We start from the raw sequence: 18,442 nt of genomic DNA on the forward strand, positions 1-18,442 counted from the left end.
TATGTCAAATACATCAAATAATAAATCTAGAGAAAATCACAATCCAGTCAATTATAAAAAAATCTATCATGATATTATTGTAAGAAAATATCCGGAACATCTAGCGAAATTCCAAAATATACTCAGCAAAGAAGTTTTATCAGAACTTGATGTATTAATGCTTAATAGAAAAATCTTTGGGGCAAGTGACGGCAGTACAGAACAGTTTAACCAAATGCGACGGTCGTACAGCGAAATTGCTATTGTGAAAATCCTTAATTACCAAAAGAAAAACAATTTAAACAATAGTCAACTGGCAATACATTTCCAACTAAGCAGAAACACTGTAGCAAAGTGGAAGAAAATATTTTCAAGTTAGTCCAGAATGAACATGGCTATCACTTTAAAATCAAAATTCATTTGTAGTAGCCGCTACTTCCTCTGACAGTTGGGTATTTTTAAAAATTGTCAGATCAAGTAGCGGCTATTACATATTAACGCTTTCTATTAAAGTTCTTTATAATAAGATTTATGATTTTTCAATTTATAAAACCTCTTTTGCTCCAGCTTCGGCCATGTGAGAGATACTTTGACGACCACAATGCTTGACGTACCAGTTTAATCCTCTGGAAGCCGCACTTTCGGAGAAGGCTTCAATGATCAGTTTGTTAGTGAACATACTTAAACAGAAAACATCTTTTCAATTTTCCGGCTAAATTTCCTTCAGTTGAAGATGATCGGCTAACCATGGAACCGTCCTTTAGCAACAGCCTTTGTACCGTCATACACCTGCGCGAAGGACCATGTAGAGATCAGTAGCACCACCATCAACATACAATAATTCAATTTATTCATACGTACATTCACTTTTAAAGATTCCTTAATAATTTATTGTAAATATTTAAATAACAGTCATTTATCAATCGCTTAAGAGATTCTAGTTCTGGTTTATTAGCGTTAATGGCAAACCAATCGTATTTTGGAAGATAATTGTGACGACATATTTGATCTTGTAAACCTGCTAGGTTAAAATCGGGTTCACGACCAAAAAAACAGATTTTCCTTTGGGAGTAGTCCAACATAATAAATGGTATATTTTTAAAATAGTATATTTTAGTATTTAAATCTTCAATATAATTTACCTTTATAAACTGCCTATCCAATACATAGCGATTCAACGCATTCAGAGTTTCCATATCTATATAAAATGCCGAAATTTTACCATAGCTCCGTTAATACAAATTCAGTTCGGCCAAGGTGGCAAAAGTTTTACCTTCATGATCATTCAAAGAAATCAGCTTCACATATTGAAACGTCTGTGGCGTGTCAAATGTAAAATACTGTATTCCATTCAGGGCCATTTTCCCATGATACACTTCTGTCCATGTGCTTCCATTAGAACTGACCTCAACTTTGAAATCTTTTATTTTACCAGCACTACCTGAGTTGTCATGACGTGTGGCAATGGAAAGTCCTGAAGCTGTAACGCTATTTGCACCTGTCTTTACCGTAATAAAGTGAGGATGTGGCAATGGATTTGACCACGAGGTATGCCAATACGTATTGTAATTATTATCCAATACATGTACAGCTGGATATCCACCTTGTTCCGATGAAACTCCTGCAACAGCCCAATCTGCTCTAATTAAAAAGTTACGGTCACTAAAGTCTACAGCTGGTTGCCCATTGACAAATTGATACGCATAATTAACAGTTGTACTAGTTCCATTTTGGTGATGAAAGAAAAGCTGCAGTGTATAAGCCATATTAGCTTTCACGTTGAAATCAGAAATGGGCATGCGAACATTAAAACTATTATTCGGGCCAGTTACAGTCGTAAAAGTGATAGATTGGTATCCATCAGGATCTGATTCTAGAATATTCCTAAATGTAATATGATCCGCCGCAACTGTAGAGGCATATGTGCCCGATACCACAATTTCGCCATTTTCGACTTTTGCCTGAATCGTTTTAATGGTATTCGTCACTGGACCATAAAAACTTTTTACAGCTGTACTAAACACCTGACAGTTATTCAGTGTCGCGGCATCATAAAAACTTAAAAAAGTCGGTGACTTACCATATGTATAATTCCCACTTCCCATTAAGGTCATACCAAATTGTGGGTTGTTGATCTGTGAGGCAGAAGGACCATTGTGAGGTAAGTTAATCCCGTGTCCCAGCTCGTGATAAAGTCCACCGATATAGATGGTAGCCTTGTCTCCCACAGGACCGGGCGTTCCTAAATTTTCATATTTTAAACCAGGATAATCTACCGCGTAGCACCAGCGCCCTATACCATAATATGGAATCGGATGATCCTCTTTTTCTCCCTGATCATACTTTTTATTCGAAGCGGTAATAACCAGATAATGATCACTGGTTTTCTCTTGCGGATTCTGCTGAAAATAGGCATCTACCAATGTTTTAATAGGACCATCAGTCGAATAGGCTGATGAATTCTCTGGGCCATGGATGGTATGTATTTTAACCCGAGTATTTCCACTGTTTTTAAATAATCCGAATGTTTTATTACCAAATCCCCAAAAGTTCATCCATTGCTTATAAAAATTTTGACCCTCAATCATAATTTTACTTAACCGCTGTTCATAATCGGCGTTTGGAGTGATGTTGGCTGGAACAAAATAAATTATATTCAAATTATATGGTTGACTCGAAGAAAAGGTTGTGCTAACAGCGCTTGAATCAACGCCTGGTAGTGGTGTGGTTATAACGACAGATTTCTTACAAGAACATAAAAATAGGACAAGGCAAAGCCAGGACATCTTAAGAATGTCAAAAAATACACTTTTCATAATAAGTAGTTTGATGTTCAATGCGGATAGCTTTGATAGCTATCCGCATCTTAAAATTGAATGATTACCATCCTGGATTCTGAACCAGATTAGGGTTGATTTTGATAAAGTTTACGTTAATAGGAACAAGATATTGCTTTGCTTCAAAAATTAAAGGTCTCCCGCTAAGAGTGATCGGTTTATAAAAATCTGCTGCAGTCTTGCCAACCGAAGTTAATCCCTTCATACCTTGACGATCAGCAGCATAATCTTCAACAGCTGTTTTCCAACGCTTTCTATCATAAAGGGAATGTCCTTCAAACATAAATTCGATCAGCCTTTCTCTGTGAATGGCGTCGATAAGATTCTTTCCAGAAGGAAGGCCGCCATATGATATTTCCAAAGCAGGGATACCTGCCCTGGATCTGATTTTATTTAAATAGCCCAATGCAGTTGCATCCAAAGTTCCATAGTAATTCGCATAAGCTTCAGCAAAGTTCAAATACAACTCACCCAGACGAGAAATCGGAAATGGGTATGCCGTAACCGAAAATGCATTTGTAGCGACATTGGTGCTCGGGTTAATACCCTTTTTAATGGCATATCCCGTATACAAATGATCGATATTTAAATTTGGTACGCCATTGGTTAAAGTCGTACCATTTAATTCTCCTGCTCTCAATTTAAGAATCCGGGTCTGATCATTGATTTCATATTCTCCACGATCAAAGCCAATGTAAGCATAGAATCTGGGTTCCCGATTACGGTGAAATTTTATAGTCGAATCTCCTGGTGCGATTGCAAAACGATTGCTATAATCATAAGTCGCATCCTGATCAGTAGGAAGACCATTTTTAGAGTAGAACAATTCAACGGCATCTAAAGTAGCACCTACCCCACCGACTGGGTTACCCGAACGCCAGCCTCTAGGAACGGCTAAAGCCTGGAAAGAAAATTGAGCATTATTATCTTCCCTGTATCCTGCATATCCCCAAATCAATTCAGAATTCCAAGGGTCAACCATCTGCCAACGCGTATTGAGAATGGCTTTTTTAAACGGATCGGTAACCGTTGATTTGGTATACTCATACAGTCTATAGCCTGCAGCTTCTGCTTGATCGATTGCTTTCTTACTTTCATCCAATGCTCTTTTCCATTTTTCTTTATCATAAGCCTGAGCGATGAGCGGAGTGCCATCAACATTTTTAAAGTTAGCATAATCTGCATTTCCGTTAAACAGTGGACTCGCAGCATATAAAAACATTCTTGACTTTAACGATAGAGCGGCAATTTTCGTAACCCTGCCCAAATCACCATTATTAACGATCGTATTCGGGAGGTCGATCGAAGCTTCATCAAATTTTTGAGCAATAAAGGTCACACATTCATCGTAAGGTCTTCTTGATTTGAAAAAGTCTTCTCCTGTTCCATCTGTTGGTATCAGTTTATCGACCACAACAACAGGTCCATAATTCTGGAGCAGAACATAATGATAATAGGCAATTAAAAATTTGGCCTCAGCTCGCCATATTTTCTTTTTTGCTTCCAATTCCTCTGTCGAAATCGTAACTGCTTTTGTTTTATCCACATTTTCCAAAAAAAGATAGCATTGTCTAATCCCACTGTAACAGTTCTGCCAAATATCCAGCACTGGGTTATCAGCATTGTACTGTGATTGTTGTATCTGCAAAAATGTAAAATATTGTGATCCCCAGTGATATGAAGCCGCAGTCTCATTGGACATAATCCATGAAAAATTGCTCCGGGCATCATTGTATCTGGGGATATAGGAATAACAAGTGTATAAAAACCCTTCTGCTGTCGATTCATTTTTAAATGCATCCCTCATGCTTGGTGTATCATCTGGAACAATATCCATATACTTACAACCTGTTAATGACAACGACAGTACTGCTATGTATATTAAAAATTTCTTTTTCATAAATCCTTTAAAAATTAAATTGACCTCCTACTGAAACAATACGATTATTGGGATATTTCAATCCATTCCCACCTCCTAATTCAACATCCCAATACTTAAATTTAGAAAATGTGACCAAATTCTGTCCCGCAACAAATACACGAGCAAACTTATGCGTAAAGCCTACCTCTGCATTCTTTAACCGGATAAAACTGGCATCACGCATCCAATGGGTTGAGGTCTCAAAATTACTGTGATAAGCAAGATTCGAAATCGTGCGCGGATACATCGCATCCGTATTGTTCTCGGTCCAATAATCATCTGCTATATATTGTAATAATGCCGAACTTTCGGGATTAAAAGGATGGATACCAGACATAAAGAGGCTTACTTTGGCTGTCCCTTGGAAAAAGACGGAAAAATCGACTTTTTTATACCGTGCCGAACCACCTATTCCATAAACTATTTGCGGTACCGTGGGATTACCGATATAGGATTTATCGAAAGCGTCAATTTTTCCATCAGCATTGAGATCTTTATACTTGATATCTCCAGGTTTGAGATCTTTGCTTAAGGTATTTACTGGACTAGTTGCGATATCAGTAGCATCCTGGTAATAACCCTCTGCAGTATAACCATAACCTACATTTAATGGTCTTCCTATAGCCGACTGATAAGCAAATAATTGTGTGGGTTCATCTCGATCCAATAAGGTGTTCTTCGAATAAGTAAATGTTCCTCTTACATTCAGATATAGATCAGGTGTTAGCTGTTGCTGATAGCTCAAGTTACCGTCCACGCCACTGCTACTTACCTGACCAATATTCGCATAAGGAGTCAATCCAACAACCCCAACCTCTGCCGGTACAACTTGCCTTTGCATAAAAATATCGCTCCGTGTTTCGGTAAACCAATCCGCTGTTAAGGTGAATTTATCTTTAAACATGCCTAGATCCATACCAACATTAATCTTCTTACCGCGCTCCCAAGTTGCTCCAGGATATCCTAATTTGGATATAGCAGCACCTGTTTGTGTGGTCTGCCAGTTATTGCCAAAAGTATACCCTCTTCCATTGAGATTCACCTCTTCTAAATATGGAAAACGCACCACACTCCCAGCGCTACTATACACATTGGCATTTCCTACAATACCCCATGATCCCCGAAATTTCAAACTGCTAATGACCGGTTTTAGGGGTTGCCAAAAACTTTCGTTTGAAATCATATATCCGGCTGCCAGGGAAGGGAAAAAACCAAATCGTTTTCCTTTAGCAAAAGCTTCTGAACCATTATAGCCAAAATTCCCTTCAAAGAAATATGTGTCGTTATAGCCATATGTTAAACGTCCGGCAATACCTTGGTTACGCGTTGGCAATGAAGCCACAAAACTACTCGGATTATTAGGATTATAGTCACGACTGAGATAAGCCAACATTCCACCTACCTTATGGGATTTAATCTGTTTAGTGTAATCCACCACAAAATTAACATTCATCAACCTGCTCCCCTCAGAAGTCAGGTTTGAGCTTAAGGCCGTAGTTCCTCGGGTTACATTTCTGTAGGTATAATCATATTTGCCATCAACTTCTTTAAAATCGCTGACTTCATAATAAAATGGTGAACTCGATCGCACATTACTAGAGGTTGATACATTTGTAAAGGATAATAATCCTTTAACATGTAATCCATCAAGTAAGAATTTCAGATCCTGATTTACTTCAATGGCTCCCATATTAGTTGCCGTAAAAGAAGACCGATATCCACTGACCATATTGGCATAGGGATTATAGTAAATATTATTACCCGTGCCCGAAGGAATTGGCCCGCCATTTAAATTTCCAAACATAATGTGATCCGTATTTTCGGCATTTGCGGGTAGCACAGCTGGAAATAATGCGGGCGGAGCTAAAAATAATCTGCCATAAAGTTCCGAGGAAGTAACTCCGGAACCATTATAATCGTCCAGTCTTGAATTGACACGGATAATAGCCTTGGTCGTATTGGACAAACTAACGCCCACATTTGCCAACACATTGTATTTCCGAATTTTGATGTTATTATCAAATTTATTGAATGGATCTTTTCTCAAAAAACCATTATCATTGTTAAAATTTGCACTGACAAAATAATCTGCACGGTTGCCACCCCCAGCAACATTAAAATTAGCATATTGATTCAAAGACATATCCTTGAATAAGGTTTTGTACCAATCTACATCTGGATACGCTACCGGATCAAGATGATTTTGAGTATTGGTTATTTTCTCATCTGAAAAACGAGGTGCTAATCCTCTATTGGTCAGAGCATAGTTAAAGGTCTCCATGTAATCGACGGCATTGGAGAACTTAACCGGTTTTGTGGGAGCAGCAAAGGTATTTTCTATTCTAAAATTAATTCTCGCCTTCTCAAAATTTCCACCACGTTTTGTTGTAATCATCAAAACACCATTGGCACCACGTGCACCATATAAAGCAGTGGCAGAAGCATCTTTCAATAAGGAGAAATTATCAATTACCTCTGGAGGTAGATTGTTCATGTCGGTAATTGAAGATTCAATACCATCGATAAAGATCAAGGGATTACTTGGACCTGCAAACGTGGAAATTCCCCGTACCCAAAAGTTTGACCCATCAGCCCCGGGTTCTCCACCACGTTGGACCGCAATAATACCAGCCACACGTCCTGCAAAAGCGTTACTGAGCGTAGAAGTGGGAACTTTAAGATCTTTTGAAGAAACTGAAGAAATGGCACCAACCACAGATTCTTTCTTTTGTTTTCCAAATCCAACCACAACAACTTCATCCATCTGGTTGGAACTAGAAACCATTTTCACCGAGACAACAGCGTTGGAATAAGTAATGGTTTGGGGATCAAAACCCACAATGTTTAGTCTTATTTTAGCAGAGGTATGGGAAACTTTTAAAGTAAAATTACCATTAACATCTGTTTGTACGCTAGTAGAAGTTCCTACTTCAGTCACCGTCACATTGGCTAATGGTAGAGAATTTTCATCAATCACTCTCCCTTTCATAATTAAATCTTGCGTAGCTTCTTTAAGGCTAGCCTCAGTTTTACTTTTTATAACTACCGTATTCCCATGTAGTCTATAAGAATAATTACTTTTCGAAAATATTATATTTAACGAAGCATTTAGAGTAACGTTTTTAAGGTCTAAACTTGTTTTTCGGTCTTTTAAAAGCCCTTCTTCGTAAATAAATCGCACCCCGGTTTGTTTGGAAATGTTCTTTAAAACATTTTCAATCTTCCCATTACGTACATTTACAGTTACCTGGGCTGAGGTAGAAGCATAGACTCCTATCGATGAAGCGGCAAGCACAAATCCAATTAATTTCATCTTAATAAGATTGCTCAAAAACCTTTTCTTATTTTTTTTACATAAGAAGGCTTTAGAATAAAAAATTTTATTCATAAATTGGTAAAGAATTGAGTTTACAATAATTTTTAATTCACTAATCATGTAAGGGTATTGGTAGTACCCTTACATTTCTCTTGTCGTTATTTTGTAGACCTACCTCATAAAAAACCTCCTATATGTTATAAAAATTTTACAACGATTTTATTTTTTATCAATGATTAACTTATCTTGCTCAATTTTGTAGCTATAATCCGTCAAATCATACAATACACTGCAGACTTGCGCTAGAGTAGCATTTTTATCAATACTACCTAAATATCTTTTCTTTTTTAATTCACATCGATAAATTGCTTCAATGCCATACCATCGGCTGAGTTCTTCTATAATCTCTACAATCTCCTTATTATTAAAATAGAAAAATCCATCTTTCCAAGAGGTAGCTTCTTCATTATTTGCCAAGCTTGCTGTTTGAAGGCTAAGATCACCAAGCAATACTTGATTGCCGGCATTAATTTCTACTTGCTGGCCCTTACCTCGCACTTTGATCTTCCCTTCAGTGAGTTGAACAACTGGTTTATTATGATACGATTTAACATTAAATTCTGTCCCTACAGCCTGAATTGCCATTCCACCTGTTTCTACGATAAAGGGTCTTGAAGCATCTTTTGCAACATTAAAATAAGCCTCACCGTGAAGTTTCACCCTTCTTTCATTTTTCGAAAAATATTCCAAATATTCTAATTTAGAATCTGGATTTACCCACACTTTAGTTCCGTCACTTAACACAACCTGGTAGGTAGATCTTTTTGGAACTGCCAATAAATGCTTTCTATTAGCTGATCTATCCGTTTTGGCTTTATAGATTAATAAATCATGCAGCACTGCAAATCCACTTTCTTTTTCTGTGTTTTCATAGGAGGCATTTAGTTGAATTGTATTTTGGTTGTCAATAGACAATTCTGCATATTGTATTCCAGGAAGAACATCATTCTTTTGTCCGTAAACAGCATCCTCGATAATATAATCGGGCTTATTGTTAGCTTGATACCAAATCCATATAAAACTAAGTAATAAAAATGCTGCAATAGTAGCTGCGATTGATCGCCATGTTGACACCCTTTTGACTTCGGATGCTTTAACCTTATAATTTCCAATATTTGTCTTAAAAACTTCCAGTTCTTCATCGATCGAGATAGTTCTAATATCAAATGGCGTGACCACTTCCCTTTCGTCAAAAAGGGTCCTAATGATCGTCTTTGATTCGGGATATTGCTGCAACAGACGCTCCCAGTCTTGCTCTTGCGAATAAGTTAGGGATGTGCCTTTTGCTTTTAATGCCACTAATTCGGCCAATAATATTTGATCGCTTTCTACCATAATTTAGAAGTAAGTAACTTGAAACAGGAAAATGGGTGGTTGAGAAATTGTTTTTTTTAAAAAAAAATCATAAAAGCTTAATATACAATAGAATACTAATTAAAATAAAAATAGAGCTAAATTTCTCACGAAGTAAGCGGATAGCTAACGATCTTTGTGATTTGACAGTATTAACGGAAATTTTCAGCTCCGAAGCGACTTCTTCATATTTTTTGCCTTCCATGTAAATCAAACGACACACATGCCGACATCCCGTTGGCAATGCATTTAATTCTTTATGTAACGCACTAATAACTTCTGCTCGAATCAAATTATCCATTAAATCAGTATCATCAATTGGTTCGATATTTAGGGAGCTTGAGTACTTACTACTCAAACGCACCTTTCTTTGATAATTCATGGCCAAATTTTTTACTGTACTATATAAAAAACTTTTTTGAATCAATGATTCTTTCTCCAATAATTCGGGATTGTTTATCAGAACTAAATAGGCATCATGAACAATATCCTTCGCAATATCTTGCGATCTAACAAACGGATAGGCAAATGTGCAGAGCTGGACAAAATAGGTTTTAAAGGTATGATCAAATCTAGTCATTCAAGTTAGAGATATAATAACAGTACACTAAATGTAAAAAAGAATTCAGTATGAAAAGAATTATCATAAAAAAAAATAGTACAAATATTTCACAAGCTTAAACATATTCATAAGATTTCGGCTGTTTAAACGCTATAAAGTATACCACAAAATACTACAAGCCATTCGATTGATAGCTGAATGATAAAAATAATGATATATTTCAAGTAAAATCACATAATTATGATAAAGTTCCAAAATTTAACAGTTAATCCATAATTGTATTGTAGAAAAACAATGAATAATATCTTAAAAACACCAATGAAGATGCCCATTTGGAGCAAAAACGGTCCAAATAACCTTTTTTTCCTCCAATTGGCATCCAGATTATATTTATAAGTGCCTCAGGGTGTTTTTCCCTTAGTATTTTTCAGGATAATAAATGGGTTCATCACTAAGGTCAAAACTTCCATAATGCATAGGCATCCAATACTTCGCTTTTAAGTCTTTGAATCCTTTAAATCTTATGGACCTGCCTGTGCGGAACGCATAAACCATTGAGGCTCATAAGCTCCAAATCCTATCAATGCCAAGTCTATATGGTAGTCATTCCCAATATCTTTGAAATGATCACCATAGCCGCTGTCACCTGCAAAATAGATATTCTTTTGGGCTACCTTATCCTCTATCAATGAACCTCACAGGTTTAGGTTTGTGTCGGTAATCCATCGTCTTGACCAATGCTGGCTTGGTAAGTAGTCTATAGCTGGAATCATAGCAATTTTGTGCTATTCTTATTTGCTATACTACAAAATAATTTATAATACTTTATGGAATTATTCAATGGCAAATTTATTTTGAAATAATCGTTTTTTGTTTACATAAAAATATTATAGTATTTTTTTATCCATTACAGCATTTTTACTGGATAACCACTAACAATTGAAAAACAAACGCATAGTAGTTAGTACAATGTCTTTCTGACTGTTATAAAAGAGATAATTTAAGTCTCACAATCTATTGTCCGGTTTTATATTCACCTTTTACATAGTTACCGTTAAGATAACGGATAGTGTTTGTATGCCATGCGTAAACTCCAGTTACCATAACTCCGAGATCCTGAATGTATTCAAGTACCAAATCTTGCCATTTGTCGAATTGAGGGAGATGATCCTGCAATATGAAAAATTCTTTCAAATAATTATCATGAATCTCAAGAGCTTTCATATAAGCTTCCTGGATGGGTAGCTTATATTCCTGCTGTAACACTTTTATAAGATTTACAGTGTCTCCTTCCCTATGAATTTCTTTGGGTAAAGAAATAATATCATTGTGGATGCTGATCATTAAGCAGCAAATGGTCTGAAGACGTTTAATATGAGGATCATCAAAAATTTCGTCTGGAATCTGACGGTATTCCTTTTGCATGGCAACATCATCACAGTACAGAGGTACACCACTGCTATTTTCCCTAATAAGCAGATAAACAGACTATGGAGGAATTGTATTAGTTCTATAATATACTTTCTCTTTTGCATAAGCTCTAAATACCTTGTTGATTGATTTTACAAATCTTTTATACATTAAAGCACAAAATTAGATAGTTCTTACGAATGCTACCCATAAACTAGTTTAATAAGTTTTGTGCAATATTCGTATAATTACAGGAGCAACAAGCGTAAATAATTGCTCCTGTAATTATCACTTTTTTCTCATTCTTCCCAAGAGCCGGCTGGTCACATAACTCACAAAGGTCCCAACAACAGCCATGAGAGCTGTTTGCATAACGTCACCAAGAGAAAAGCTTACCCATATCGAACAAAGTGTACCACCTAAAGTACCTATGCGGATATCATTGAGTTTCATCCCGTACCTACTTTTCTTTATTTGTTAGCATCTGATCTGGCGGTGACTCCTCCACTCCTTTTTTATCTTTATCCTCCAGCACAGTTTCCACCACGCTAAGATCCAAAGCAATGTATTTTTTAATATTTAATGCTAAATTGCATCCTAAGTATCAATAAACACTATAGAAATGAGAACAATATTATATTTAACAGATCTTTATTACGAAGCGAAAGGTAGAAAATACTATGAAGAAGACCTTTACATCACTTCAAAACTAAAATCTCATTTTAATTTACTCATTGGACATCCGCACCAAGCAATTTCAAATCTTGATAAAGCTGACCTCATTGTGTTTAGAAATACAGGTTCAGTACTTGGTTATCAAAAATATTTTCAAAATTTTGTAAGAGAAATTGGATTAAAAAACATTTTAACGTTCAATTCTTTTGATGGTAAAGCCGATATCTTAGGAAAACAGTATTTAATTGATCTAACAAATCAAGGTTATCCTGTTATACCAACTGTCGCAAATCTCAATGAGATTGCACTTTTTGGCGACAAGTATAATCATTATATCGTCAAGTTGAAAAATGGTGCAGATTCTATTGGAATGGAAGTTTTAACCCATCAAGAATTGATTGTCTCAAACCCACAAGGTAAACTCATACAACCGCTCATCGACTTCGAGTATGAAGTTTCATTTTATTATTTAAATAGAGAATTCCAGTATGCGCTGTATGCTCCAGATAAGAGTAAACGATGGGAATTGGTGGAATACACGCCAACTACAAATGATTTAATCTTTGCAAAAAAATTTGTAGAATGGAATAATATCAAACATGGAATTACAAGAGTTGATGCCTGTCGTCTAGCTGATCATTCACTTCTATTAGTCGAACTAGAAGATTTAAACCCTTTTCTATCTATAGAGTTACTACCCGATAAAATGAGAGAGAGCTTTATCAACAATTTTATTACAGCATTAAAAAACATCGTTTAATCTTCGTAAACCGTAACAGAGATGCATACCTATAGCGATTTATGATTACGAGCAATGTTCTTATTAATCTATTGCAGAAAATAAAGTTTTGGTAATGCTTTTTGAACCAGCAACTACTCAAAACACTGGGCATCTTGCAAAAGTACTTAAGGAAGTTACAGGCAAAACTACGGTTGAGTTAATTAATGACGCTATTCTATTTGAAGCAAAAGTCTTGCTATCAACTTCAGAGTTGTCCATTAGTCAGATTGCATCAGAATTGGATTTTATGGAACAATCAATTTTGGGAATTTTTTTAAAAGGCACACAGGGACTTCTCCTAGCCAATACCGAAATATTGATGTAGCACTATAGATTTCCTAAGAGGAAGGAAACCCATCATTTGCTCGACTTTTTAATTTTGGTATCGTATCACTCATTCTTTATCTAAAAAATTATATTTCGATCTTGACAACCGCAAAGGTATTACTGGTGTTCATTCTATTCATCGATGCTGTGATTTTGGATTGCATTTACCAAGCAATTTCATCTGTATTAGGATTTGTTTCTTCGCTGAAGAATCTGCCTGTAGGGCCATCATTGTCGATTAACGCATATTTCACTAGCCGTTTTGCCGCGTCTTCCACTTTTCCTGTTCCAATATGATTACCAAAATCTGTATCGGTATAACCTGGACAAACCGAATTTACTTTGAACACTGTATCCTTCAACTCATAAGCCAAATGGACTGTAAACATGTTCAACGCCGTTTTTGAAGAATTATAGGCGAATGGTTTCACATTATAAAAGGGATAACTCGGGTCACTATGTAACGTTAAGGAGCCTAAACTTGAGCTCACATTCACGATGCGTGGCTCATCTGATTTTTTTAATAAATCAAGAAAATTTTGGGTAACCCTAATAACTCCATAAACATTTGTTTCATACACGTCCTTTAAAATTTCAATACTTACATCTGTTGCCGATTGCGGAAAATTGCCCAAAATTCCAGCATTGTTTATAAGGATGTCTAATTTGCCTTGTTCATTTTGAATGATACTTTTTACTGACAAAATTGTTTCAAGATCTGTAACATCAATTACAACTGCTTTCACACTTTGAAAGCCATTGTTATTTAATTCTTTGACGGCTTCGTCGCCTTTTTCCATGTCACGGCTCCCGATATAAACAAATAATCCTTTGTTTAATAGTAATTTGGCTGTCTCAAATCCAATACCTTTATTGCCACCTGTTATTAGAACTGTTTTCATTTCTTTGATTTAATTTTTAACATTGCAAAATTGTATCAAATAAAATTGAGAACGTTTAACATATGTGAAAAAACGATCAACGAATACTTTTTCTTACTCTGCTTAATGATTGTTGTCTAATCCCCAAATAAGAAGCAACATAAGACAATGGAATGCGATTTATTATATTGGGGTATTTTTGCAGAAAAGAAAGGTAACGTTCAGTTGCATCTTCAGAAACTAAAGAACCTCTTCTCTCTAGTTTTTCTGTCTTGTGCTTCGTAATTACTTGCTGAATGATATTGTTCCAAGAAGCGATGTTACTGGAAATCTCTTTCCAATCCTGCTTTGAAAAGACGATGAGTTTACAATCTGTGATCGCCTGTAAGTTTGCTACAGGTATAAAGCTTCCATCCGAATTTTCCCAATCCGTAATTAAATGATTTTCCTCTACAAAATAACTTGTAATATCTTCACCCTTGTTATTGTAATAGTACACACGCAATACCCCCTCAATAGTAAAGCCAACATATTGCGAAACCTTTCCCGCCTCCCAAAAATGTTCATTTTTGAGAAGTACTGATTCTGTTGCTTTGTTTGTCACATAGTCAATTTGTTGTTGGTCCAAATTACCATAGTCCGACAAAAAATCTATAAACTCTTTCATTTCGCAAAGTTAACATTTGTCTTTTTTGACTCATTTCTTAGGATAGAAATATTTAATTATCAAAATCTAGTAATATCAGTAAGGTATAAATTTGCAGAACCGTTCTCAATTAGGTTACGAAGTTTCAATAACTCATTTCTATTAAAGTCAAATACGTTTTGAACGAAATATTGAGTATCAATAATCAAATTTCTAGTTTGTAGATCCATAAACCTAAGATATGAAAATTAAACACAGAATGATTCTGCAATTCAGGAAACTTAATGCAAATATTTCATTATACATACATGCATGAAAATTCTCCAAACAAAATAGATAAAGTTCGACCAAATATTGGGCTTAAGTAACAGAAATAAACTGAGGAATCTTGCAGCATAAGATTATTCCCTTGGTCAAATTACCGGTTTATTGATCCTAAAAATATTAGGATGAAAATTCTTATATTTGACATTAAAGATTTATGGATGTTCTTTGAAGTCGTTATAGGGTAATTGAAACCGTGATTTTGCCTTAAGTTTTAAGTGGCATAATCATGGCAACAATTTAAAATATACTAGAAAATAAGGTTTTAAAGTGGCTGGGAAGAGTTAGTTCGAATCCCTCCCTTTCCGCCGAACGAAGAGCAACTGTAAAAAGTTGCTCTTTTGCGTTTAAAGGCACTTTTCTCTTCTTCATATAATATAAATTTTGATTAAATATACGGTTTTTGGCAGAGTTTTGACAGAGTGTAATTTTATTTTTAAAACTAAATGTTAATGAATATCAATCAGTTAAATTTTTAATGTGTATTTATTTTAAACAATGGATGTAGTACGGGCACTGTAATACTTCATGACGTCGTTAATCTATGGTTATCTTTTATGATTCATATGTGTCCTGAGAATATTAATCGAGATTAACAAACTATTTGTATATTTATGGTATTGCCATCGTATAAAAATTAACTTATTAAGAATTAAAACAGACTTCAATACCATAATACAAATGAATATATTTATTTCTCATTCTTCTAAAAACTCAAAATATGGACAAGCTATCGTAGATTTGCTAGTCTCAATAGGTGTTAGTAGTGATCAAATAATTTTCACTAGCAATGATGCATTTGGAATACCCTCAGGACAAAATATATTCAATTGGCTAAAAACTAAAATCACGGAAAAACCACACGTGATTTACTTATTATCCCCTGAATACTATAAAAGCATAGCATGCTTAAATGAAATGGGTGCCGCATGGATAGTCGAAAATGAACATACTATAATTTTTACTCCTGGATTTTCTCCTTCAAGCTCTGAATTTCAAAGTGGCGCACTTGACCCTAGAGAAATAGGATTTATGATTAATAATCATGATAGAATAACAGGTTTTGTCGAATCTTTAAGATTAAATTTTCCTATATCAAAACAAGCCGTTTTTGTTAGCCAAAAGATAAGAGAATTTGTGAAGGAAATTGATCTGATCTCTTCCAGTAATCCTGTATCTAAAGAGAGCAGTCCAAATGAATCAAGAAAAGTGCTTAATGCTGGGAATCAAAGCTCAATAACTTTGAATTTAAATTCCAATCAGATAGAAAATTTGTCAAACTCAAGTTTCAGCCATTTAGATAAATTTCTTAGAGATTTACAAGAAGGTCGGCTGAAGAATGAAGAGATTCTAATTTTGCGTTATGCAATTGATACAGCGAGGTTCAATCTTGGGGTAGGTTGGAAAACCACTGGGGAGATTGAAAATATAAAAACTTGGGAGGACGTTAATTCTCTTAACTCAACTCTATCTAATAAATATGATGATCTAATGCGTCGTTTAGGGTTTAAAAAATTGACAGAGGTATCTGAATTGACGAGCAGTAATAATCCTAGAGAAGTTGTGTTCATTCATCCATTAATAGACGTATTATTAGATCCACCGCCTTTCCTAATTGAACAAATCGATAAAGTTTTGAGTGAAAACATACGAAGTTTACCAGTCTGGGATACGCCTGAACAAGAAGATTTACCATTTTAAACAAACGACAGTAAATGGCCTTACATTTTAAATGTTTAAATTTTATAACCTTAAGAATCTGATTGTAACTCTCGAATTTCTAAGAGAGGTTTATTTTCTCAAATTCTTGAGAATAATCTGATTCTTCATATCCTGTTTTTTCTGCTCTTTTACTTGATCTTTAGACTTAATAGGATTATTAAATAAACATTTATAAATGTCATTGATCTGTTTATTCTGGTTAATAATAATCTCTTGCATAGTGGACATCATATTTTTCAAATCAGAAATCTCATTCCGCAATGCAGAGAGTTCTGATGATTGATCGATATGTTTGTTGTCCGTTCTCATTGTAATTATGATACAATGATACGGGTGTTAAAAACCGACAGCTATTACTATTAATTTTTTATATCGCTGGGATCAATCTATATTCGCTCGCCGTCCTGCGAGTTGAGCGAAGGTCGCTGAAGAGAAATGCGTTAGCATGATTCAGCGATATATACGGAGTATACGGAAACTGTTGGCGGTATTTTTGACAGCGTGGGACTTAGCCAAAAGCCATTTAAAAATAGTGCCAACATTGGAGCCTGAGCGATCAGCAGGCGAGCCAAACTCTAAAAGCGGTTGGATTTTGAATGTGCATGAAATGCTTATTCAAAAGACAAAGGAGTTTTTATGAAGTGGAGGGATTACTAAGGCATCAAGTATGACGAACTGCAACGCATTAAAAACGAATTTGGATGCAGTCCGATTTCGTTTTTAATTTAGTTTGGCATATCTTTATGCTAGTGATTCCGTAACGGAATGCCATATTTCCAATATTTATTTAAAGTTTATGAAAGAAAAATTTAACTGTTTTATTGTCAATATCAAACTTCAAAGTGAAATTACTGGGGAAGAAAGAACTAAAGAATACATTAGGATTATTAAAGAACTGTCTTCTAGTAAGAAAATTTTAAAAATAGGCAAGAATGAAGGAATTCAGATGTACTCTGTATACGGAATTCGGGATGGAGAAATTCCAGAATATATTTATGGTCACATGGCGAAAGGTGCATACATTGAAGGAGATCAAGTAAATGTAATTGAAAATGGGCAAATTGTAAAAGAGGAAAATAAACCTCGAGTAATTAATCCAATAACTTGTGATTTTATTTTTATCCCTAAAAGACATCGCTTAATAGTTGAGAAGTTGGCTGGGACACCGACTGAAAAGCAAGTGGAGGAATATTTGAATAAGTTTTTGGCTTCGTACGTCAGAAAAGATGACATTCTGGAAATTGTATTAGAAAAAGACGAAAACGTAATCAGGCAAATTTATGATGCGAAATCTGTTTATAAATTAAGTTATGAGATTTCCTATACAAATGATGATGCAATTGGTCCATTGGGTGATGAACTGGAAAAACAGATAAAGAAATCGAAGATTGGAAAACTGAAATTGACTGCAGAAGCCGATAATAAAAGTGAAGGTTTAGATATTGATAATTCTGTTCTTTTAGAGGGAGGTTTAGAATTAGCAGAAGCAAATGGCACTATAAATTCAGCGAAAATTAAGCCAAAAGGAGGAACTAAAATCATTTCGATATCTAACAAAAATAAACCAAAAGTTATACCTATCGAAATCGACACAGATTTAGGAAGTAAATTCAAACAATGGTATAATAAAATGATTAAACTGTTATAA

Annotated in this window: 16 protein-coding genes; 5 read left to right on the top strand and 11 right to left on the bottom strand. The window is 35.1% G+C overall.

The window, feature by feature from the left end; genetic code table 11:
* Window position 1: 1 nt before the first annotated feature.
* Entirely contained in the window at window positions 2–358 is a 357-nt protein-coding gene (locus tag DCO56_RS14360; protein ID WP_108634556.1) for a transposase, read from the top strand.
* A gap of 165 nt (window positions 359–523) precedes the next feature.
* On the opposite strand, the gene DCO56_RS29875 is transcribed toward DCO56_RS14360, so the two are convergent.
* From DCO56_RS29875 to DCO56_RS14395, 8 genes are all read right to left on the bottom strand, one after another.
* On the bottom strand, window positions 524–658 hold the full coding sequence (locus tag DCO56_RS29875; RefSeq protein ID WP_281259381.1) for a hypothetical protein: 135 nt from the start codon (window positions 656–658) through the stop codon (window positions 524–526).
* Window positions 659–1,211: 553 nt separating this feature from the next.
* Complete coding sequence (locus DCO56_RS14370; protein ID WP_181390554.1) at window positions 1,212–2,567, bottom strand: discoidin domain-containing protein; 1,356 nt, start codon at window positions 2,565–2,567, stop codon at window positions 1,212–1,214.
* Window positions 2,568–2,859: 292 nt separating this feature from the next.
* Window positions 2,860–4,716 (bottom strand): RagB/SusD family nutrient uptake outer membrane protein, encoded by a 1,857-nt coding sequence (locus tag DCO56_RS14375; RefSeq protein ID WP_108634449.1) that lies wholly within the window; start codon window positions 4,714–4,716, stop codon window positions 2,860–2,862.
* Window positions 4,717–4,723: 7 nt separating this feature from the next.
* Window positions 4,724–8,050, bottom strand: coding sequence for a SusC/RagA family TonB-linked outer membrane protein (locus DCO56_RS14380; RefSeq protein WP_181390555.1), 3,327 nt, complete (start codon window positions 8,048–8,050; stop codon window positions 4,724–4,726).
* Window positions 8,051–8,272: 222 nt separating this feature from the next.
* The gene (locus tag DCO56_RS14385) at window positions 8,273–9,448 is read right to left on the bottom strand and encodes a FecR family protein (RefSeq protein WP_108634451.1); all 1,176 of its coding nucleotides are present in this window, start codon (window positions 9,446–9,448) and stop codon (window positions 8,273–8,275) included.
* A 67-nt stretch (window positions 9,449–9,515) separates the two neighbouring features.
* Window positions 9,516–10,046, bottom strand: coding sequence for a sigma-70 family RNA polymerase sigma factor (locus DCO56_RS14390; RefSeq protein WP_108634452.1), 531 nt, complete (start codon window positions 10,044–10,046; stop codon window positions 9,516–9,518).
* 503 nt (window positions 10,047–10,549) lie between these two features.
* Window positions 10,550–10,717 carry an MBL fold metallo-hydrolase gene (locus DCO56_RS29315; RefSeq protein WP_181390556.1) on the bottom strand — a complete coding sequence of 56 codons (168 nt, stop codon included), beginning with the start codon at window positions 10,715–10,717 and terminating at the stop codon, window positions 10,550–10,552.
* A gap of 325 nt (window positions 10,718–11,042) precedes the next feature.
* Window positions 11,043–11,507 (bottom strand): terpene synthase family protein, encoded by a 465-nt coding sequence (locus DCO56_RS14395; RefSeq protein ID WP_219929404.1) that lies wholly within the window; start codon window positions 11,505–11,507, stop codon window positions 11,043–11,045.
* Window positions 11,508–12,060: 553 nt separating this feature from the next.
* On the opposite strand from DCO56_RS14395, the gene DCO56_RS14405 reads away from it, so the two are divergent.
* Together DCO56_RS14405 and DCO56_RS14410 are read left to right on the top strand one after the other, a co-directional pair.
* Entirely contained in the window at window positions 12,061–12,873 is an 813-nt protein-coding gene (locus DCO56_RS14405; protein ID WP_108634455.1) for a hypothetical protein, read from the top strand.
* A 94-nt stretch (window positions 12,874–12,967) separates the two neighbouring features.
* Window positions 12,968–13,219, top strand: a complete 252-nt coding sequence (locus DCO56_RS14410) for a helix-turn-helix domain-containing protein (RefSeq protein WP_108634456.1) — start codon at window positions 12,968–12,970, stop codon at window positions 13,217–13,219.
* A gap of 166 nt (window positions 13,220–13,385) precedes the next feature.
* Here DCO56_RS14410 and DCO56_RS14415 read toward each other — a convergent pair whose 3' ends face one another.
* Together DCO56_RS14415 and DCO56_RS14420 are read right to left on the bottom strand one after the other, a co-directional pair.
* Entirely contained in the window at window positions 13,386–14,123 is a 738-nt protein-coding gene (locus DCO56_RS14415; protein WP_108634457.1) for an SDR family oxidoreductase, read from the bottom strand.
* A gap of 76 nt (window positions 14,124–14,199) precedes the next feature.
* Window positions 14,200–14,769 (bottom strand): Crp/Fnr family transcriptional regulator, encoded by a 570-nt coding sequence (locus tag DCO56_RS14420; protein WP_108634458.1) that lies wholly within the window; start codon window positions 14,767–14,769, stop codon window positions 14,200–14,202.
* A 984-nt stretch (window positions 14,770–15,753) separates the two neighbouring features.
* On the opposite strand from DCO56_RS14420, the gene DCO56_RS14425 reads away from it, so the two are divergent.
* Window positions 15,754–16,773, top strand: coding sequence for a toll/interleukin-1 receptor domain-containing protein (locus DCO56_RS14425; RefSeq protein ID WP_108634459.1), 1,020 nt, complete (start codon window positions 15,754–15,756; stop codon window positions 16,771–16,773).
* Window positions 16,774–16,863: 90 nt separating this feature from the next.
* Here the strand turns inward: DCO56_RS14425 and DCO56_RS14430 are convergent, their stop codons facing one another.
* Window positions 16,864–17,103, bottom strand: a complete 240-nt coding sequence (locus tag DCO56_RS14430; protein ID WP_108634460.1) for a hypothetical protein — start codon at window positions 17,101–17,103, stop codon at window positions 16,864–16,866.
* Window positions 17,104–17,590: 487 nt separating this feature from the next.
* On the opposite strand from DCO56_RS14430, the gene DCO56_RS14435 reads away from it, so the two are divergent.
* A complete protein-coding gene (locus DCO56_RS14435; RefSeq protein ID WP_108634461.1) occupies window positions 17,591–18,442 on the top strand; it encodes a DUF4747 family protein in 852 nt (283 codons plus the stop codon).

This window comes from Sphingobacterium athyrii (genome assembly GCF_003071065.1).
Taxonomy (GTDB): Bacteria; Bacteroidota; Bacteroidia; order Sphingobacteriales; family Sphingobacteriaceae; genus Sphingobacterium; species Sphingobacterium athyrii.

What these genes read in the sequence shown, in the direction of transcription:
- DCO56_RS14360 (WP_108634556.1), top strand. Translation starts at nt 2, where the DNA reads ATGTCAAATACATCAAATAATAAATCTAGAGAAAATCACAATCCAGTC.
- DCO56_RS29875 (WP_281259381.1), bottom strand. Translation starts at nt 658, where the DNA reads ATGTTCACTAACAAACTGATCATTGAAGCCTTCTCCGAAAGTGCGGCT.
- DCO56_RS14370 (WP_181390554.1), bottom strand. Translation starts at nt 2,567, where the DNA reads ATGATTGAGGGTCAAAATTTTTATAAGCAATGGATGAACTTTTGGGGA.
- DCO56_RS14375 (WP_108634449.1), bottom strand. Translation starts at nt 4,716, where the DNA reads ATGAAAAAGAAATTTTTAATATACATAGCAGTACTGTCGTTGTCATTA.
- DCO56_RS14380 (WP_181390555.1), bottom strand. Translation starts at nt 8,050, where the DNA reads ATGAAATTAATTGGATTTGTGCTTGCCGCTTCATCGATAGGAGTCTAT.
- DCO56_RS14385 (WP_108634451.1), bottom strand. Translation starts at nt 9,448, where the DNA reads ATGGTAGAAAGCGATCAAATATTATTGGCCGAATTAGTGGCATTAAAA.
- DCO56_RS14390 (WP_108634452.1), bottom strand. Translation starts at nt 10,046, where the DNA reads ATGACTAGATTTGATCATACCTTTAAAACCTATTTTGTCCAGCTCTGC.
- DCO56_RS14405 (WP_108634455.1), top strand. Translation starts at nt 12,061, where the DNA reads ATGAGAACAATATTATATTTAACAGATCTTTATTACGAAGCGAAAGGT.
- DCO56_RS14410 (WP_108634456.1), top strand. Translation starts at nt 12,968, where the DNA reads ATGCTTTTTGAACCAGCAACTACTCAAAACACTGGGCATCTTGCAAAA.
- DCO56_RS14415 (WP_108634457.1), bottom strand. Translation starts at nt 14,123, where the DNA reads ATGAAAACAGTTCTAATAACAGGTGGCAATAAAGGTATTGGATTTGAG.
- DCO56_RS14420 (WP_108634458.1), bottom strand. Translation starts at nt 14,769, where the DNA reads ATGAAAGAGTTTATAGATTTTTTGTCGGACTATGGTAATTTGGACCAA.
- DCO56_RS14425 (WP_108634459.1), top strand. Translation starts at nt 15,754, where the DNA reads ATGAATATATTTATTTCTCATTCTTCTAAAAACTCAAAATATGGACAA.
- DCO56_RS14430 (WP_108634460.1), bottom strand. Translation starts at nt 17,103, where the DNA reads ATGAGAACGGACAACAAACATATCGATCAATCATCAGAACTCTCTGCA.
- DCO56_RS14435 (WP_108634461.1), top strand. Translation starts at nt 17,591, where the DNA reads ATGAAAGAAAAATTTAACTGTTTTATTGTCAATATCAAACTTCAAAGT.